This window comes from Shewanella vaxholmensis (genome assembly GCF_031932135.1).
Taxonomy (GTDB): Bacteria; Pseudomonadota; Gammaproteobacteria; order Enterobacterales; family Shewanellaceae; genus Shewanella; species Shewanella hafniensis.
Window position 1 is genome coordinate 90095 of sequence record NZ_JAUOEV010000008.1, and the last position, 20038, is coordinate 110132.

The window sequence follows — 20038 nt, forward strand, 5'->3', positions numbered from 1 at the left end:
ATTCAACGTCATCACGTTGAACTTGAGTTGAAAATGGAACTAGGCACAGGGTGAGAATATTTAACATAGGCGGCCAGTCACGGCGACCTTTAGTTTATGGATATCTAATCTAGGTCACGAAATTAAGCAGATTGTTATATATCGAGCTAAGCAACTATTTTTATTAGTGTATTTTTTGCCTATCAAACAAACATTTCATTTGTCTGTGATGTGAGGCTGTTTTTAATCATTCGAAAGAATGACTTTATTTCATGTTTCATGGGCAGTGATTTAGGGAAGATCTAAAAAGTGGGATAGGCGAAGTTGGGCTGCAAATAACGCCCAATAAAAAGGACGTTTGCCGCAGCGAAACGTCCTTTATTTTTTAGCTAATGACCCAAGTTTAGGCCATTGAGGTCTGACTTAACCGACCTTAGCCAATAACGATTTACGGTAGACCACTATGTCTTCAATCGTCAGCACAGGCATATTGTGCAGTGCGCCGAAGGCGATAATTTCGGGTAAACGCGCCATAGTACCGTCGGGATTGGTGACTTCGCACAACACGCCAGCGGGTTTTAAGCCAGCGAGTTGCACTAAATCGATCGTGCCTTCGGTGTGGCCGCGGCGGGTTAGCACGCCGCCCTGTTGGGCGCGAAGTGGATACACATGGCCAGGGCGAGCGAGATCGCTTGGTTTAGCGTTGTCGGCAATCGCGGCTTTAATGGTGGTCACGCGGTCAGCGGCAGAAACCCCAGTCGTTACACCGACAGTTGCTTCGATACTCACAGTAAAAGCTGTGCCGTATTGGCTCGAGTTGTGCTCGACCATAGCAGGCAGTTCGAGGGCTTTGACTTTTTCATCGGGTAAACACAGGCAAACAATACCGCTACATTCACGGATGAGCATGGCCATTTGGGCGTTCGTCAGCGTCTCGGCAGCGAAAATTAAATCGCCTTCGTTTTCTCTATCTTCGTCATCGACCACTAACACACCTTGGCCTTGACGCAGGGCATTAAGACCCGCTTCAACGCGTTCGATAGCAGTACCAAAAGGAGCAAGTAAAGACTGATTCATGGTTAATATCCTTAAAAAATACGACATTGGAATATCCAGAATCAGGGCGTGCAGAAATACAACTTAATCAAACCTAATGGCTCGATTTTGCTGTAGCAATATCGCTTCACTTGGGGTGAAGTTATTGCAAAACATGAGGCTAACACTGCGATACACAAGCGCGTTGCACTTAAATACCACAATGTTGTCTTACATTCTCTTCCATCCGGACTCAGCACTGTCGCCATTAAAGCAAACAGTCCATTACCGTCGGCTCTGGAATAGTCAGTTTTGCACTAGGCAAAATCTAAGGCACCAGATCTGCTGACCCCGAAAGTGATTTCGGGCGCTCGCGGGCTTTGGGGATGCTCAGTTAAATAATCACTTAGCGTTACCCATTTACCGCCGGTGGGGAGTTTCACCCCGCCCTGAGAATTTGCTTTTGAGCCGTTTGCGCTCAAAAACGCCGTTATGTTGCTCTTATTTACCGCGAATGGCAACTTCTCGCGTTCAATGTTTGCGCTAGTGCACACCTGACCACTATCATATTGAACACATAAGCTTATTGACTTGCCGTTGCATTCTGCGACGGTCGTTATGGACGTCACAAGGACGTATAAATGCGATCTCTGCTGCTAACTTTAGGTATTGCCATGTTGTTATCCGGTTGTTCGACCTCAAAAGGGCAAGTACCCGCCCCAGTTGCTGAAAAAATTCCCCATGTGATGACCTTGCATGGCGTAACGCGCACCGATGATTACTATTGGCTGCGTGACGATGAACGCAAAGATCCTAAAGTGTTGGCCCATCTCGAAGCTGAGAATCGCTACACTGCGGCTTATTTCAAACCCTTAAAGCCGCTGCAAGATGGCCTTTTTAAAGAGTTAACTGAGCGCTTAGTTGCCGATGAGTCGAGCGTGCCGTACCAATGGCACCAGCACAGCTATTACAGTCGTTATAAAGAAGGCGGCGAATATCCGCTAATCAGCCGTAAGGGCGCCGATGGCGTTGAGCAAGTGATGCTGGATGTTAACGAGCGAGCTAAGAGCCATGAGTTTTATGGCTTAGGCGGCGCGAGTGTGAGCCCAGATGAAACCATGTTGGCCTTTGGCGAAGACGTCCTCAGTCGCCGTGTATACCACATCTATTTTAAAGATTTGGCCTCGGGTGACATGATCGTCGACGTGCTTGAAAACACCGAAGGTCGCGTAGTGTGGGCGAACGACAACAAACATGTGTTCTATATCGCCAAAGATTTGCAGACCTTACTTGGCTACCAAGTGTATCGCCATGAGCTGGGCACTAAGCAGTCGAGCGATGTTTTAGTGTATGAAGAACAAGACGATTCTTTTTATATCTCGCTGGGCAAAACCTTAGATGAGTCGCAAATTGTGTTGTTCCAAGAGAGCACCACGACGAGCGAAGTGTCAGTGCTCGATGCCAGCGAACCTTTGGGTTTATTCAAGCCAGTGTTAGCGCGGGAAGAAGGCCACGAATACAGTGTGTCTAAGCTGGGTGATACTTATTACATTCTCACCAACTGGCAGGCGACTAACTTCCGTTTGATGAAAGTCGCCATCAAAGATGCGGCGGACAAATCTAAGTGGCAAGAAGTGGTTGCGCATAACCCCAATGCCCGTATTGAAGACGAGTTGGTACTCAAGGATTATCTGATTATTCAGACCCGCGAAAATGGCCTGACGCGAATTAAAGTGATGCCGTTCAATGGTCAAAAGCCTTTCGAACTGAGTTTTGATGAACCTGCCTATGTGATGGGTTTAGATGTTAATTCTCAGCAAGACAGCAATAAGTTACGCATTTTCTACTCTAGCCTGACAACGCCAGAAGCCGTATACGAATATTCGCTAGTGAATCCAGATAGACGGGATTTATTGAAACAAGATCAAGTCTTAGGTGGCTTCGATGCCAGCCAATATCGTGCCGAACGTGTGTTTATTACCGCCCGTGATGGTGTGAAAGTGCCCGTTTCTTTGGTGTATCGTAAAGATAAATTCAAGACAGATGGCACTAACCCTCTGTATCAATACGGTTATGGATCTTACGGTTACACAGTTGAACCCGATTTTTCATCATCTGTTATCAGTCTGCTCGATCGTGGCTTTGTGTATGCCATCGCTCATGTGCGCGGTTCAGAAATGCTCGGCCGCCCTTGGTATGACGACGGTAAGCTGTTGAATAAACAAAACACCTTCAATGATTTTATCGATGTAACAACGGCATTAACGGCACAAGGTTATGGCGATAAAAACAAGGTCGTCGCCTCTGGCGGCAGCGCGGGAGGTTTACTAATGGGCGCAATTGCTAACCAAGCGCCGGATAAGTATTTTGCCATCGCCGCTCATGTGCCGTTTGTTGATGTGGTGACCACTATGCTGGACGAGTCGATTCCGCTGACGACCAATGAGTACGACGAGTGGGGCAATCCGAACGAGAAAACCTATTTTGATTACATGCTGAGTTACTCGCCCTATGACAATGTCACCGAGCAAGAATACCCACACATGTTAGTGACGACGGGTTTGCATGATTCACAGGTGCAGTATTTTGAACCCGCCAAGTGGGTCGCTAAGCTGCGCGATGTTAAAAACCAATGGTATAAGAGCGACGATAAAGTCTTGTTACTTAACGTGGATATGGAAGCCGGACACGGCGGTAAGAGTGGTCGCTATCGCCAATACCAAGACACAGCCCAAGAATATGCCTTCTTCTTGAGTCTGTTAGGCATGGCGAAGTAGGTCATTCGTAAGTGACCGAATCAGCCCTTTGGTACTTGTATATAGTCCGCTGCGCCAACGGGCATTTATACACAGGCGTCACCACTGACGTAGCGCGACGCTTTAGTGAGCATCAGTCGGGTGGCATCAAATCCGCTAAGTATCTGCGGGGTAAAGGTCCATTAACGCTGATGTATCAAGAGCAGGTTGGTAGTCACGGCGATGCACTGCGCCGTGAAATAGCAGTTAAAAAGCTGAGTCGTGCTCAAAAGCTGGCGTTGATTGATATTGTCGATCGTAGTGCGATATAAAAGAGCAAAATCCGGTTAAGTCATTGGTATTTGAATACAATGATTAAGCACAGAGTATTCTGTAAGCTTACATATATTCCAACTCTGTTGCTAAGTAGTAGAATTTAGCAATTGTCGTAGCGATAAATTGTGCCGGTTGCTATTCAATAGGACAAATATAGAGCAATAGTGAGCACTTTCTCGCATCCGAGTAAAGGCAAGTCAAAATCTTTGTATATTTCGGTTCAATTTAATTAGTCTATTCATACTTAGTTGTTTTTATATAAATTACATAAAAACAGTGGGACATCGTAGAATGATGGAGCTGAAATCTATAAGAATACTCGAGTCGCTCCGAACACTGCCCGCGTAACCCGTCCAGCGTTTAGTTGAATTTACAAATGTTGAAATATGCGAATGTTCTTAATCATGTTACAGCAAAATAGTTCTGTGAAGGTGCAGGAATTAGTCAAAGTTTCTGTGCTGAGTTTAGTAGAATGAGGAACTTAACTCCTAGATTTGAAGCGGCAGAGCTAAATATGAAGCTACTTTAACTCGAAATAGCTTGATTGGATTGCAGGAGTTTGATGATGAATAGTGAAGTTTTTGAATATGGAAGTCGCTGGTTAAAGGCTGACTTCCACCTCCATACTCGCGCCGATAAAGAGTTTACTTATAGTGGTGAGGAGAACGACTATGCAAACCAGTATGTCACGGCGCTAGCTAACGCTGGTATTGGCCTTGGTGTGATTACCAACCACAATAAGTTCGATCTGCATGAATTTAAAGTTCTGCGCAAGAATGCCAAAAAGTCAGGCATTGGTTTGTTGCCTGGCATTGAGCTATCCATTAAAGATGGACAAGCTGGTGTGCATACTTTAGTGGTATTTTCCGATGAATGGTTTCATAACAAAGAGAATGAGAATTACATCCAAAGTTTTCTTAGTGTTACATTCGCAGGCCAAGCAAACTTTGAACAAGAAAATGCACGATCGAACCATGATATTGTCGACTCTGTTCGAGAGTTAGATAAATTCCATAAAGATTATTTTCTCATTTTTGCTCACGTTGAAGCGCCCAATGGCTTATGGGGCGGCCTTGCACCAGGGCGCATAAAAGAGCTATTTGATAACGCGGCAGTAAGACGCAGAGCGTTGGCTTTTCAAAAAGTGCGAACCCGTGATGAGCGCGCGAAGGTTCTGCAGGTATTAGGTAATTTATACCCAGCGGAAGTGGAAGGTTGTGATGCCAAGAACCTTTCGTATATGGCGGCCCGTAAAGAGGCAAGCTACCTAAAACTTGGTTCATTCAGCTTTGAAGCGGTGAAGTTTGCGCTGCGCGACAAAGCTTCCAGAGTCCGGACCGAGTTGCCCAGCTATAAGCATTCTTATATTCAAAAAATCTGCTTTGAAGGGGCTGGTACTTTAGGTGGCACAGAAATTTGCCTTTCGCCTGAGCTCAATACCCTGATTGGCATTCGTGGCAGTGGTAAATCATCCGTGTTGGAAGGGGTACGTTACGCGCTGAATATTCCCTTTGGCGATAAGTCGTCGGATGTGGAATACAAAGAGAGTCTAGTAAAGCACTTACTGCGCAGTGGTGGAAAAATTACCATCGACGCCATTGACCGCCGCGGTCAGCCCTATCAAATTCGCCGTATATTGGGTGAGCGCCCCGATGTGTATGTGAATGGTCAGTTGCAACCGGGAGTGTCGGTACGTGAAACGGTATTGCATCAGCCGATTTATTTTGGCCAGAAAGATCTTTCCAGCACGGGTGCTGGCTTTGAAAAGGATTTGATTGAAAAGCTACTTGGCGAAGCGCTGGTGCCCGTTCGGCAAAAAATTGAGCAAGGCCGTCAACGTGTGGTTGATGTGATTAATCAGATTAAACGCCTCACCCGAGCGGCAACGCAAAAGCAAGAATGGTTGCAGAAAAAGCAAGATGCTGTATTTAAGCTCAAGTTCTATCAGCAACACGGTGTAGAGAGCAAGCTGCAAAAGCAAATTGATTTTGACCGCGACGAACGCAAAGCGCAGCAAGTTATTCAAGGTGCCGAGCATTATCTTTCTGATCTCAATAGTTTTGTCGCCAGCTTTGAGGATGAGCTAAAGAATCAGGCGTTGTATAAATCTGCCCAGAATCAGGTGTTTTTTGATGATTTTTTTGAAACTTATCAGCAGTTGATTGCAGGCTTTGATAGCATCAAGCAAACGGTGTTAAATGGTCACAATACTGTTGCGCTATTACAGCAGAAGCTGTCTGGTTTTGTGCAACAAAAGCAGGCGCTGAAGGAAGAGTTCGCGGAGATTGAACGCAAGCTGGCCACAGAGCTTAAGCAAGCTGGTGCACAGGCAATTAGCCCACAGGAGTTTAAGCAGCTTAAAAGCCTATTAGATCAAGCCGAACAAATGATAACCGTGCTAGACAAAAGCGAGCAGCAATATGCGGATTTGAATCAATCGCTGGAACGTGAATTAGCACAGCTTAACGATCTATGGCTGGAAGAGTACCGCACCATTGAGCAGGTGCTGGGCAAGATAAATCGGGTTGATTCTCCACTTAAAATTGTGCCGCAGTTTAAGGCGAATAAAGCCGCCATGCTGAAGCACATACAAGATTTGTATCGAGGGAGCCGTATTCGTGAAGCAACGTTGCAGGGAGTGGTGAATAGTTTTAGTGATTTTGCTGCTGTCTATCGCGATAAAGTAGAAGTAGATATCTTACTTGGTGGTTCTTCTGATACTTTTTGGCAGCACTTTGAAGAACATTTGAACTCTTTATTAACTTGGCAAGTCCCTAATGTGTTCACTATTGAATATCATGGTAAAGCACTGGCACACCACTCTTTGGGGCAGCGAGCATCTGCCTTGATGCTGTTTGTGTTGAGCCAGCAAGAAAATGATGTGGTGATTATTGATCAGCCAGAAGACGATTTGGATAACCAAACCATCTATGATGATGTCATCAAGCTTATTCGAGAGATCAAGCCCTTTACTCAGTTTATCTTTGCAACACACAACGCCAATATTCCTGTACTGGGTGATGCGGAACAGGTGATAGCCTGTGAGTATCAAGATGACCACATCGCGTTAGTCACTGGCAGCATTGACTGTGCTGAAGTTCAGCAACGCATTGTTAGTATTATGGAAGGCGGTGCCGAAGCCTTCGAAAAACGTAAGCAGGTATATGAAGCATGGAAACCGAAGAACTCTTAGCTATTATTGCCAACGGTGAAGACTCAAGGCATCAGTTTAAAGCCACCATTAATAATGAGAACTCATTGGCCTCTGAAATGGCCGCATTTTGCAACTCTAAAGGTGGCTACATTCTCGTTGGTGTAAACGACGATGGATCTATTTCAGGGTTGACTGACGAAAATATCCGAGAGATTAATAATCGGATCTCTAATGCTGCATCTAATAACGTTAGGCCAGCAATAAATCCAATGACTCAAAATTTCACTTTGCCAACTGGGAAGGTGCTGCTAGTAACCGTCGAAGCTGGTTTGAACAAGCCTTACATGGATACTAATGGGTATATCTGGGTTAAAAGTGGCTCTGATAAACGCAGAGTGACAGCACGCGAAGAGCTCCAACGAATGTTTCAAGAAGCAGCACTGATACATGCTGATGAGATCCCTGTAGGCGGAAGTTCAGTTGCGGACATCGACCAAGAGTTTTTTGACGCATTTTTCGAGAGAGAATACAGCGAACGGGTTGAAGACCAAGAAGTATCTCGCGTTCAATTACTTGAAAACATGAACTTGGCAAAAAACGGTCAACTAAACATTTGTGGTTCTCTTCTATTCGCTTCAAGACCGCAAGTACGCTTGCCCGTTTTTATTGTAAAAGCGGTCGCTTTCCCTGGTGTTGATATTGAAGATGAGCATTACATCGACAGTCAGGATATTAACGGCAAACTTTCGGATGTGTTCCAAAAGGTTCTCGGCTTTGTGCTGTCTAACATTCGCCATGTACAGAATGAGCAAAGCATCAACTCTGTGGGTGAGCCTGAAATACCGCGAATAGTGCTTGAAGAGCTTATTGCCAATGCGCTTATTCATCGTGACTACTTCGTATCTGCACCAGTTAAGGTTTTGGTGTTTACAGATCGGATTGAAATAGTTAGCCCAGGTCACTTGCCTAATAATTTAACGATAGAAAATATTAAGATGGGCAACTCAAACGTTAGAAACCCAATTTTGGCTTCTTTCGCTCCAAAAGTGTTGCCATATCGTGGTTTGGGGAGCGGCATAAAACGGGCGATAAGAGCTTACCCCGATATTGAATTTATTGACGACAAGGCTGGCAATGTATTTAAAGCTATTATCAAACGAGTTCAGTAAACAGCGAGCGCTGCTCGGAGGGCTAACTTGCTCAAAGATATGGCACCTTCTGAGATTTTTAGCTCGGTTCTCACCTTACACTTAGGCGCCGTTTAAGGCTAACAGAATACGATTTAGCTCGCGGAATTAAGCACTGTCATGGAAGTGACCGTTCGTGGCATGGATGCCACGGTCGAGCCTATAGGGACATATTCACGGCGAGTCACTGGAATGACAGTGCTTAATAGCTTAACGATTAAATTCCATGATAAATCAATTTTTTAAGATTTCGTCGCCATCAAATTTAGGCCTGATTTTGAGCTGAAGAAGTAAGAATCGAGAGCTAAAAAAATGCCACTACAAGGGGTTAGTGGCATAAATGCATAAGTCGGGCATACGCTTAAAAGGGTGGGTAGAAGACTGACATCTTGGCTGGGAACCGTTGCAACATCAGTCTCTACGCCGGGAAGTGGGTAAAACCTTTGGGTGTAGGGTGGTAAAACGGCGCGTTATTCCATGCTTACTGGGCCGTCGATTTTGTTAAATTTCACATCACCAGAACCTGCCGCAAGAATCGTTAATCCCTTAGTGTTAAAGACATTAATGTCGCCTGATCCGTCTGTGATGGTCACAGGACTCTGCACATTGGCGACTTCGATGTTGCCTGAACCATCATCGATGGCGATATTGCCGCGAATATCAGTTACCTTGATTGCGCCAGAGCCATCGTCAATCGTGAGGCTGCCGTTGATTCGGCTGACTTCAATATCCCCTGAACCATCATCAATGCTGACATTGTTACCGCCGTTGATGATGAGTTCGCCTGAACCGTCTTTGACATTGATATCTGCTGTCATCTTGCTGATCAAAATGGCACCTGAGCCGTCATCGATATCCAGTGCTAAATTCGCAGGTACTTGCAGTTTTAGGTCGATATAGGGCGAGTAATTATTAAAACCGCTTTGTTCAAAATCGGCCTTGAGCTTGGCCTTGTTGGCCTTTTTTTCAAGAGTGAGAATGACTTTGCTGTCGTCGTTGCCGTCCTTATTGCTATAGATGTCGGCGACGAGTTTAATTTGGGTTAGCCCTTCGACACCGATAATTTCGAGGCTGCCTGCGCCAGTCTCGGCAATCAGACCTTGTAAGTCTTGGCTATCGAGTGTGAGTTCGCGTTGCTGGTGGTCTAAATCGGGCATGCCAGCGGCGTTGACATTAATAATGCAGCCAGTGAGCGATACCCCTGCGGTAAACACCAATATAAAAGCGAGGGTGAATATAAATGGGCGTAGTGACATGTTAGCTTCCTTGTTTATCTGGCACTCGTTATTCGGGTGAGCGCTGAGTCGTCTTGCGATGGACAAGACATTGCACAGCCCATGCCAATTTTAAGTTTCATTCATAATCAATTAGTTAACCTAAAAGTGTCCGCACTTGGCTGTGCGGACATGTCCGCCGAATGAGGGATTTACTCACAGATTAGTGAAATTGCTCATTTATTAAGTTAGCTTGAGCCTCATAGGTCTGGCCGGGCAAACATACAGAAAATACAAAAAACATAAGAAGGGATGCAGATGGATTATTTAACGACGAACAAGACGGCTTGGGATGCGCGCACTCGGGTACATTTAACTTCTGATTTTTATGATGTGGCGGGCTTTCTTAGTGGTAAGACTTCGCTGCGGGAAATTGAGCTAGGTGAACTCGAGGTTGCAGGTAAAAGCTTGCTGCATCTGCAATGCCATTTTGGCTTAGATACCTTGTCGTGGGCGCGAATGGGAGCCAGAGTCACAGGCGTCGATTTGTCAGAGGTCGCGATTGTTGAAGCGCAAAAACTGGCAGAACGGACACAGTTGTCCGCCGAGTTTATCTGTAGCGATGTTTACAGTGTGGCGAGCAAGGTTGAGCCTCACGATATTGTGTTTACGTCCTATGGTGCCATTGTTTGGTTGCCGGATTTAACTCTATGGGCGCAGACAGTGGCTGCCTGTTTAACACCCGGCGGACAGTTTTACATAGCCGAGTTCCATCCTGCGCAGCAGCTATTCGATGGCTATAGCTATTTTAATCGGGGTGAGCCAGACATAGAGCAGGAAGGCACATATACCGAAAATACCGGTGATGATCAGCAAACCTTAATGTGCTGGTCGCACAGTCTATCTGAAGTGATCAATGCGTTATTGCAGGCGGGCTTAGTGTTGGAGTTCTTCCACGAGTTTGATTTCAGCCCCTATAACTGCTTTGAAGGGCTCGAAGCGCAAGCCGATGGTCGTTATGTGTTAACACACCAAGGGCAGAAGGTGCCCTTGGTGTATAGCATCAGTGCGCGTAAACCCGCTTAATCACAGCCTTTTGTAATCGCGATGATCAACGACTACGGTAAACCGGATACTTAAGGTATTGGTTATCGTAGTAAGGGCTACGTTCATAGAACCAGCGTAGGCGTGCCTCAGGATCGGCGGCAAACTCGGCATTGGTCAGTGCTTTGTCGAACTCCGCTTGTAGCTTAGGATCTTCCTTCAGCATCTTGGCCGCCAGTGGCTCTACCGCATAATCTTCAATGTATTCAGTACGAGTGAAGATAGGATTGAAGAAACCCCATTGCAGTAAAGAATCTGGTGATTGCGGCTCAAGCAGTAAAATCGCCAGATCGCCTAGCGGTTGATCTGTACTGATTTTAATGGTGCCAGCGGGCAGAGTGGTGCTGACTTTGGTTAACTCTGACTCGGCTTTGACCGTTTGGCGCCCCTCAAAATCCTTAGTGCTAAACACGGGATTGCTGAGGGTATATTGCTGCAATTTCAACTCGGTTGGCTTTTTGAGCGTGGTCATGCGAATGCCATGCACGTTAAGACGATCAATCACTTGAGTCCATTGCGCTGGAATATAGTAAGCACTCGGACGAGTGACCTTAATGTCGGGCACTGTTTCAGCCATCACAGGCAAGTTAGGGTAAATTTTTGGTTCACCTGTCCAGCGCACAACTTCAGCGCCACTGATGGGGCTCTTTTCAAGTAGATAATCTATGCCTTTAAAATCCCAGCCTTTTTCTAATGGTGCTAATTTCCAAGTAAGGGTGATTAGCGGTGAGGCGCGGTATTTATCTTCTTGAATCGCACTCTTAAGTTTCGTCGCCTGTTCACCCACGGTTTTGAGGGTTTGCGCTAACATCACATAGGTGCCGAGCACTCTTTGTTTAAAGGATTTTAAGCTGTGGTTTTCAATCAAAATAGTCGGTAAATGGCGCGCATCACCATAACCGTTAGAGAAGCGCGGACTTGGATTCCACAGCGACATGCCTTTGGTGATATCGGCGTTATCCACGGCAAAAATCAGCGGGCCGGGAATATGGCCTTGCTCGGTTAATGCCGCTTCAACTGCGGGTCTGTAGCTGTTTTCGAGCCAGCGGTAACTGGCTGGGCTTAACCCTTGGGCAAGGTTATAACCAAAGGTGACATCGTATTGGTAATCGATGCCGTCGGTGACATGCACGTCGATATACAAGTCTGGCTGCCACACGTTGATTGCGCGCAGCATGTGCTGCATTTCTAAGCTGTCGGCCTTGGCATAATCGCGGTTAAGGTTGAGATTATTTGCGGTAGTGCGCCAGCCCATATTCACTGGGCCACGTTGATTCACGCGATTAAATTCGCCGCTGCGCTCATGGGCATCGACACTAAACATAGGCACAAACAAGAGGTTGGTTTTATCCAGCAGGGCGCTTTTATCGCCCTTGATGATGTCGCGTAGCAGCATCATGCCGGCATCTTTACCGTCGATTTCTCCTGCATGAATCCCTGCTTGCACTAAAACCGTTGGCTTAGTGTTTTGCTTGAGGCGCGCCGACTCATTAATGCCTTCACTGCTGGCGATATACATCCAAATATCGCGGCCCTGTGGGCTCTTACCTAAGCTAACCTTTTGTAATTTATCTGACTCGCCCGCAAGTTTGTCGAGCCAAGCGATAGTGGCATCGTAGCTCGGACTTTCAATGCCACTACTTTGCTCAAAGGGCGTAGCCCACTCGTTATCGACACTCAACATGAGCGATTCGCTGGCGCCATGCCAAGTGATACTCGGCGGTAAAATGGCATCGTTGACAAAGGTGTTGGCTCGCTCAGGGCTAGGCGCGGGCTCTGGCGCTACAGTGGTGGCATCGGTTGCGACAGCCGCAGCGGGTTCGGTTGCTTGGGTATTCGCAGCTGGACTTACATCTTGTGGCGCTGTTGCTACTGGGGTTTCAACTGGCGTTTTGTCGGTGACGGTTTGCGCCGCAGCGACTGGCGTTGAGGTTGGCAAATCAGTAGATGCTTGAGCTAAGGTTTTTGCATCGTTGGCAACAGCATCGACAGTGTAGAGACTGCCCGCAGAAAGGCAGGCAATAGCGATAACGGAAAGGGAAAATAAGCGCATGAAAAGAGTCCATATATCGAATTTTTATTAGGACGGTATCTTTTCATTAAACGCCCCGTTAACGCAAGGGCGGTCAAGGGGTTATCTTGGTTCGCGAGAGTGATTTTTAGCTGTGATTCCCCGTGGTAACGGCTTATGAACGCTTGGCAGTTTTGTGTAACACGGTTTGTCCGCTATAGGCGATTTCGATAATCTCGATATCGGCGTAGAGGGCTTCGACGGCGATGGCGAGTTGATAGATAAGCCAGCCGTATCCCGTGAGGGCAAATCCCTGCGCGACTTCATTTGTCAAAGGGGCTGAATTCGGCGTCTGGGCGGCCAAGCTGAGTTGTAATCTGAGTTGCAACTCTTGCCCTAGGGCGGTGGGCAGCGTGGGTAAAGATGCGGTTTTACCTGCGACAAATTCACTCAGCCTTTGAAGATGGGCGGTAAGCTCGGCGGCGACGCGATTGATTTGGTGGTATGCCTCTTTGTCGGCTTCCTGCCAGCGACTCAAAGGCAACAATTCGAGTAGGGTGATCAGCCGAACCTGTTTATTGACCAATTCCGCCAGCAGTATTTTATGTTTTTTTAAGGTTTGGCTTTCCCACTCTAGGGAGAAAAACAGCTTCTTTTGGGTTAATACCGCTTTCATGGCCGCTTCGAGTTCGGCGCGAAAATCTAAATCATGGTTAGCGGGAGCGTGTAAATGTTGGGTGAGCACCTTTGCCATATTGTCGATGGCATTGGCGAGCTGGCTGCGCCAGTCTTGTTTGGCCTTGATTGGGAAAATAAATAGCGAGACTAAAATAGCAATCACGCAGCCTGAGAGTATGTTGGCTGTGCGCCACAGCGCTTCAGAAGTATCATGGTTAGCATCGCCGACCACTATGATGATGGTAAATCCTGCCACGAGATAGGCGTAGCTGTAGCGTCCCGCCGAGATAAAACAAATCAAGCTGACGGCTAAGATCAGTAGCCCCATAATCAGCCAATAACTGTCGATAGTGGCGACTAACATCACGCCATAAGCAGAACCTAAACAAGTGCCTACCGCCCTTTGCAGGGACTTTTCAATCGCACCACCCACCTGTGGCAGGCTCATCATAATGATCACGATCGTCACCATGCTCCAAATAAAATGTGGCGGCGACCAAATGGCATTAATGGTGACGGCAATCAGCAAGGCGAGGCCAAGTTTAAGGGCATGAATGGCGCGGAAATGGCGATAGATAAAGTCGGCAAAAGGGCTTGCAGGGGCAAATACGGACATAATGCAACACTCCTTTGGGCTGATGATAGCCAAACTATTATCGCAGAAAGACGTCGCGTCCGTGTGGCTTGGCAGATAAAGAAATACGAATTGCGAGGCAGCGCCGTTTGAGCTTAGTCCAAGGCGCCGCCAAGATCACATTAATTTCAATTAAGTGATAATAAATCAGTAGGATAGAGTTCGGTATATCTAACAGCGGGCATAAAAAAGGCTTGAATAAGCCTTGCCTATTCAAGCCGATATTTGAAGCCTTGAGTGACTGTTTCGCTAGCTTAAGCTGCGCTCGCTATCCGCTTTAACGTTAACTTCTGTGTATTTATCCATGATCAAGGCACAAGCCGCATCGCCAGTAATATTAAGTGCGGTGCGGATCATGTCAAACACTCTGTCTAAGGCAAACAGCAAAGGTAAGCCATCGATAGGGATGCCAGCCGCTAACAACACTGCCACCACTAAGAATGATGGACCGGGCACACCCGCTTGGCCAATTGCGCCTAAGGTTGAGGTGAAGATGATGGCTGCATAGGCTGTCATCGACAAATCGACGTTATACATTTGGGCGAAGAACATGGCCACTAAACCATAATAAATCGCATTGCCGCTCATATTGATCGTGGCGCCTAACGGCAGCACGAAGGCTGTGGTTGCCTTAGAGACTTTAAGATCTTCTTCGCAGGTTTCCATATTCACCGGCAGTGTCGCCATTGAAGAGGCGGTCGATAATGCCATCACCTGAGGTTTTTTCATCGCCGAAATAAACTGGCGTGCCGAGGCTCTCGAGAAGAGCTGCACCACCAATGGGAAGAAGATAAAACCGTAAATCAGAATCGCGGCCACAAACACGGCGAATAACTTAAATACGACTTCTAAGGCATCGAAACCGAAGGTGCCGACAGAATCGGCCATCAAACCAAATACACCGATAGGCGCAATGATCATCACGCAGTTGATCATCCACACAAAGGCGTCAACAACAGTGTTGAGTGCGGCTAAAATTGGCTTAGCGCCATCGCCTTTAACCTTGGTCAGCGCGATACCGAAGAAGATACTAAAGACTAAGATTTGTAAGATGTTACCGCCGTTCAGCGATTCGAACACATTGGTTGGGATCATGCCGATAAAGGTATCCATTACCCCTGGCAATGCGCCGTGTTCCTTAGTCACTTCCATCAAATCTGGGCTGCTATGGGCAGTGAAATCGACCCCCGCGCCCGGTTGGAACAGATTGCCCATCACCAACGCCAGTACTACGGCGATGCCTGATGTCACGATAAAGAAGCCAAAAGTGCCAATGCCTATCTTACCTGCCGATGGGCTATCGCCTAAGCTTGCCGCGCCGCTGATGATAGAAACTAACACCAGTGGTATCACTAGCATTTTGATTAAATGGATAAAAATGGTTCCGAGTGGTGCAAACACGCTTGCACTCTCGCCCATGATAAAACCGACTAGCGCGCCGATAATCATGGCAATAACCACTTGCACACCAATGTTGCCTAATAAACTCTTGCTCTTCATTCTTGCGAAACTCCCCAGTTGCCGCAGCATTTTGTGTGATGTAGGAGATTTGAATCTAGACGCCGTAAACCTTAGTGATTAAGGCCTACTCTAGGCTAAAAGCCAATGCCCGACACTTTTTTTGTCCGGCTAAAGTACCACAATTGCATAGCAGGGGATTGTGAAACATCACCAACCTTGGTTTCAAAATAACCAAAGTCTAAATCACGCCAACATTAAATGAATAATACTTAAATTTAGCGGCTTAAAAATGAATAAAGTTTATTTAATGGTGCGATTTTAGTTGCCAGATTGATGAATTGTGATTTTTCGTTAGGTTGCACAGTCGCGTTGGGTAGATATAACGACTGTTGAAAGTATCAATTTTAACCTTTGCGTAGTTTTTTCTGTGGTATACAACCCGTTTTTTCCATTATTTATGGATGAACTGACTGCAAGTGATTGGAAGGAGCAGATTAACTCAAAGCCATAGACTTATATTTTTTAAGCAAGTTAACATGTCACTCTGACGTTAATATGAAGGAGACATTGGTGGATATAGGATCATTCCTTGGCGAATCAGAGCCGTTAAAAAGCTGGGTTAATAAGTGTATTACTCAGCGAGGCTTACAATATTGGCTTGTTTATCAAGATACTGCGGAAAATGAAATTCTCCAACTGACCACGCGGCTACTGCCAATTGTCGATGATATGAGGGATTGGTCTAATGAAGAAATCGATGAGTTTGAAGATAGTCTGATAAACAATGGTTATTGCTATCTGCTCAATATGGATCAAATCGAAGATGTAATCGATAATCTTAAGCAGCAAAAAGCTCAGCCCAGTGAACAGGAACTACTTGAAGCTATTATCTTTTACTATGAGCGAGATGCGTTTATCAGCCTCTGATGGGTTCTTTGTGGGGCGTCGCGACTTAAGCTGAGACAAGCGCCCCCGAGGAATCAACTCAGGGGCGCGGATGGAGTAAGCTTTACTTTGCTAGCGACTTAAAGTGGTTGTGCAGGGTATTGCTGAAGCTTTGGTCGTAGGTAAAGCGATATAACTGTTTATTGTCAGTCGTATCAAATGCCGTGTTTAGCTCAACTTCAGTCAGCAAGTTTGAGGTCACAAGGTAGTAGCTCGGTTGCACCATCTGGCTAGCAATCGGATCCTCCACAATTTCAGTGATAGTTAGCAGCTTGCCGCCATTTTGACTGGTGCTAATGCTCCATTCATGTTGGCTTTCAGGCTGACCGAAGCTATCGAGAATGGTGAACTTATTCGTTGAGTCCTCAACGTAACTCTCGGGGTAAGCGAAGGGCCACAATAGCTCCACGATCAAGCCAGTAGAAAGCTCGCTCGCGGTTTCTACGCCCGTTTCATAGGTGGTGGGATCTTCTTCGCGGCATAACACGTCGGCCGTTTGCTTAATATCCATGCGATATATTTGTGAAGGCCAGCTGAGTGACGCCAGTTTGAGGTCGCTCGGGAGGTTTGCCAGCAAATCTTGCCAGTCAGCGGCCGTGTTTTGATACTTATGGAAATTTATTTCGACAGGAACTTCAGTGCCGGCATAAACGGTTTTTAATTGATTGCCTTCAATCACAGGTTCTTTAAGGACATACCCTTGGTCGTTACGCGAGGCATTGATCCATTTCTTCATCGGCTCATTCCAGCATTCTGTAGGGACCTCCTCTCCCGATGTGTTGTCGAAGATCATCACAGCGTCACCTGAAAATACCCCAGTAAGAGTTTGGTCAGCATTACCATAATCTAAGCTGACAAAATGGCTGTTACGAACGGTTGCGATATTGAGCACATGAGATGCGTCGGTTTGATTGAGCATGCTGCTAAACACTGTATCCCAGTCAGTGCTGTTCATCGCCTTGTCATCAACCGGCGCTTCCATATAACCGAAGGACACTAAGGTGCTCTCCACCTTATTGGTGACGGCGACAGGATTAGTTTGCAGGTAGGCCTCAGTGCCAAAACCATACCCTAGGATTAAATTCTCGAAGGCTTCAAATGCGGCGATTAACACTTCGATGGCCGCCAAAATTTCCACTGTGCGCTCATTGGTGAGGTTTAGCAGGTAATCGTGTAACAGCAGGGTGTCGAGAAATGTGGGTTGCAGAGTGATTTCGGGCGAAAGACTAAATAAATCGGCTTCGACTTGTTTAAATCCAGTGGCGTATAGGTTTTTGAGTTTGGCGCGGAACTCAATCACTTGCTGTGGCGTTAAGTCGGCCTCAATCATCTTGCGATAGCGTGAAAACTCAATATTGGTCAGCGCGTTGATATGACCCGCATGATCGGGCAGGGCAACGATATTCATGCCGCCAGTGGTGGCACTGGTGTTAGCTGCGGCGGAGCTCATCGCCAATGCTGAGCGTGCAGATGACGGCGCGCTATCAACCCAATTTGCCAGCAGGTAATAGTTCGGTTTTTCGGTCTCGCTTTTCCAATCTATTTGATATTTACCATCGGTATCCGTCGTTGTGCTAGGTTCGCCCTCAGAGCAGCTTAAGTCCTGGTTGAGATCGACGCACACGTTGGCCCCGGCGATAGCGCCGATATAAGTGACCTGACCTGTGACTTTATGTGCGTATTCTGTAGGAGGCGTCGGCTCTGGCGTCGTGGTGGTGTCATCTTTATCGTCTGAGCCAGAACATGCCGTCAGCAAACTGGTGGCGATTAGCAAAGAGAGCAGTTTAGGTTTAAACATCTTGTGTCCTTACATTAATTCGGCAATTTCCATTGTGCTTATTGAGGGTGAAGCCATCTGATCACTTTGCTTATTCAAAGTGTTACAGCGTTAATCACTACCAAGCCAAATGGTGTTAACTTGAGTTTCTGTTGCTAAGAAGGTTGGTAAGTATCAGTCTGAGGGATATAAATTGGCAGCATGTGCGCTAACGCGCCCTGCATATTGGAGATATCCCTTTCACGACAACGTTTGGCATCCTTCCTGTCGTAACACAGCGGAGTAAAATTGCTGTAGTTAGTAGCGCGTATATTTTCCTTTTTGTTTAAAAATCATACAACTATACAAAGGTATGATAAGGGCTCTTAGCGGCTTATGTCGGTTAAATACATTTTTAGATTGCACATTCGAGCATTAACAGTGGTATGCCATTAGCTTCTGCTTGTTGCATACGTTCGGCCATTTCTGTTGGGCTAAGTCCTGGATGAATAGGGATCAGCTTTTCCGATCTCAATAGAGGCTTGAGTTGATTGCAATCAACGGTGTTATCAATACTAATTGTCTGGGCGTTAAGGGAGAGCAAGCTTGACCAATTGTTAGAATTCACTTGGCTGATTAGCAAACTATCTAGCTGTAGGTTTTTCGATTTAAAATCAGTAACCTTCATATTGTTTAACATTAGTGTTTTCAGATTCTTGTTATTCAGATTAGAAAGTGAAGTGAGCGTGCCACCTTTCAAGCTAAGGGTGTCAAGATGACTAAAGGCGTTGAGGTCGTCTAATGCCACCATATCGGTGGGATTAAACTGACAATTCAGTAAGCTGAGTTCTTGGCTTTGTTGAATCGCGAGCAGTTTCGCCTGTTGTTGAATACAGTCACCCAGTGGCTTGTTGCTAAATTTTAGGGCTGAAATGGGCTGTGAAATCTCACTTGTGGCCTCTGTTTGAGGCCCATCAAAGGTGCCATAATCTTGCTCTGGTTTTTCTTGGATAAGCCCAGGCTCGTCTATCTCACTGAATTGGGAAATATCTTCAGTATCATTCTCTGATATATATTCGGGTGCAGTAGGCGGAATCACTCCCTGTTTGGCTGCAAATGTACTGATAAAGGCATTGGCTATTGCATCTCCTTTCTCGCCGCTGAGCCCCTCGACCAAGGCTGGTGTATCATCGCCTAAAACACAGAGCCGAAATCGATGAAACAGACTCGTTAAGGTGTTTACCCGTGCCTGATTAATATTCATGTCCATTAAGGCTGGAAAAGCGTCGCCTAGGTTTTGGAGTTTAGGGTAAGTGTTGAGCCTATCCACATAGGCGTTGAGCTCTTTGATTTGTGCTCTGAAATCTGCCACAAGTTCTGGTTGATGGCATTGACTCGCATGCGGAACTTGCTGCTGTAATTCTTTAAAATACCTAAGGTACTCATTCGCTAACATGAGTTGTTGCTTTGCCTTAATCGCCAGACGTTGAGGAATGCCTTCCCTTATAACGGCAAGTGCATCGCCTTGGTGACGATCTAACGCATCGTCAATTCTGTCCTCTGGTGCTGTTTCCCCTAATGCAATGGCTTGCTCTATGAGTGGTACTGTTTGGCTGTCAAAAGTCGCCAAAGCCTGATCTCTATCCAGCGCGGCGCTAGCAGGAAAAATACTGCAGGCAAGTAAACTATATAGGGCAATTAAAGAGAGAAACCGAGCTGTGTGGGAAGATGGCAAAATAAACGTCCTTGTGATGAAAGCGAATCTCGGCGAATAGACAGGCTAAGTAATTGACACCTATGTCAGTGTGT

General features: G+C 46.3%; 12 protein-coding genes, 2 pseudogenes and 1 riboswitch. Of the genes and pseudogenes, 7 read left to right on the forward strand and 7 right to left on the reverse strand.

Annotated features, from left to right (window positions below; all coding sequences use genetic code 11):
- Positions 1-402 precede the first annotated feature (402 nt).
- On the reverse strand, positions 403-1056 hold the full coding sequence (ribB, locus tag Q4Q46_RS09250; RefSeq protein ID WP_311905786.1) for a 3,4-dihydroxy-2-butanone-4-phosphate synthase: 654 nt from the start codon (positions 1054-1056) through the stop codon (positions 403-405).
- 189 nt (positions 1057-1245) lie between these two features.
- A riboswitch (FMN riboswitch) is annotated at positions 1246-1475 on the reverse strand.
- A gap of 180 nt (positions 1476-1655) precedes the next feature.
- Between ribB and Q4Q46_RS09255 the strand changes: the two genes are divergently transcribed.
- The 5 genes and pseudogenes from Q4Q46_RS09255 to Q4Q46_RS09270 all read left to right on the forward strand — a co-directional run bounded on the left by Q4Q46_RS09255 (position 1656) and on the right by Q4Q46_RS09270 (position 8408).
- Positions 1656-3791, forward strand: a complete 2136-nt coding sequence (locus tag Q4Q46_RS09255) for a S9 family peptidase (protein WP_311905787.1) — start codon at positions 1656-1658, stop codon at positions 3789-3791.
- Between the two features lie 20 nt (positions 3792-3811).
- Positions 3812-4081: pseudogene (locus Q4Q46_RS09260) on the forward strand (GIY-YIG nuclease family protein); the annotation flags it as partial.
- Positions 4082-4518: 437 nt separating this feature from the next.
- Positions 4519-4614: pseudogene (locus Q4Q46_RS21355) on the forward strand (hypothetical protein); the annotation flags it as partial.
- Positions 4615-4650: 36 nt separating this feature from the next.
- A complete protein-coding gene (locus Q4Q46_RS09265) occupies positions 4651-7278 on the forward strand; it encodes a TrlF family AAA-like ATPase (protein WP_342455070.1) in 2628 nt (875 codons plus the stop codon).
- Positions 7257-8408, forward strand: a complete 1152-nt coding sequence (locus tag Q4Q46_RS09270) for an RNA/DNA-binding domain-containing protein (RefSeq protein ID WP_311905788.1) — start codon at positions 7257-7259, stop codon at positions 8406-8408. Before Q4Q46_RS09265 ends, Q4Q46_RS09270 begins: the two co-directional genes overlap by 22 nt.
- Before the next feature lie 488 nt (positions 8409-8896).
- Here Q4Q46_RS09270 and Q4Q46_RS09275 read toward each other — a convergent pair whose 3' ends face one another.
- On the reverse strand, positions 8897-9682 hold the full coding sequence (locus Q4Q46_RS09275; protein ID WP_311905789.1) for a DUF4097 family beta strand repeat-containing protein: 786 nt from the start codon (positions 9680-9682) through the stop codon (positions 8897-8899).
- Between the two features lie 276 nt (positions 9683-9958).
- Here Q4Q46_RS09275 and Q4Q46_RS09280 point away from each other — a divergent pair, with 276 nt between their 5' ends.
- A complete protein-coding gene (locus tag Q4Q46_RS09280) occupies positions 9959-10726 on the forward strand; it encodes a class I SAM-dependent methyltransferase (protein ID WP_311905790.1) in 768 nt (255 codons plus the stop codon).
- Between the two features lie 25 nt (positions 10727-10751).
- On the opposite strand, the gene Q4Q46_RS09285 is transcribed toward Q4Q46_RS09280, so the two are convergent.
- From Q4Q46_RS09285 to Q4Q46_RS09295, 3 genes are all read right to left on the reverse strand, one after another.
- Positions 10752-12797 carry a M14 family metallopeptidase gene (locus Q4Q46_RS09285; protein ID WP_311905791.1) on the reverse strand — a complete coding sequence of 682 codons (2046 nt, stop codon included), beginning with the start codon at positions 12795-12797 and terminating at the stop codon, positions 10752-10754.
- Positions 12798-12930: 133 nt separating this feature from the next.
- Complete coding sequence (locus Q4Q46_RS09290; protein WP_311905792.1) at positions 12931-14049, reverse strand: FUSC family protein; 1119 nt, start codon at positions 14047-14049, stop codon at positions 12931-12933.
- 267 nt (positions 14050-14316) lie between these two features.
- Complete coding sequence (locus Q4Q46_RS09295) at positions 14317-15567, reverse strand: dicarboxylate/amino acid:cation symporter (protein ID WP_311899454.1); 1251 nt, start codon at positions 15565-15567, stop codon at positions 14317-14319.
- A gap of 531 nt (positions 15568-16098) precedes the next feature.
- On the opposite strand from Q4Q46_RS09295, the gene Q4Q46_RS09300 reads away from it, so the two are divergent.
- A complete protein-coding gene (locus tag Q4Q46_RS09300; RefSeq protein WP_300479586.1) occupies positions 16099-16455 on the forward strand; it encodes a DUF7716 domain-containing protein in 357 nt (118 codons plus the stop codon).
- 82 nt (positions 16456-16537) lie between these two features.
- Here the strand turns inward: Q4Q46_RS09300 and Q4Q46_RS09305 are convergent, their stop codons facing one another.
- Together Q4Q46_RS09305 and Q4Q46_RS09310 are read right to left on the reverse strand one after the other, a co-directional pair.
- Positions 16538-18271, reverse strand: coding sequence for a hypothetical protein (locus Q4Q46_RS09305; protein ID WP_311905793.1), 1734 nt, complete (start codon positions 18269-18271; stop codon positions 16538-16540).
- Between the two features lie 373 nt (positions 18272-18644).
- Positions 18645-19964, reverse strand: coding sequence for a hypothetical protein (locus Q4Q46_RS09310; RefSeq protein ID WP_311905794.1), 1320 nt, complete (start codon positions 19962-19964; stop codon positions 18645-18647).
- Between the last annotated feature and the right edge of the window lie 74 nt (positions 19965-20038).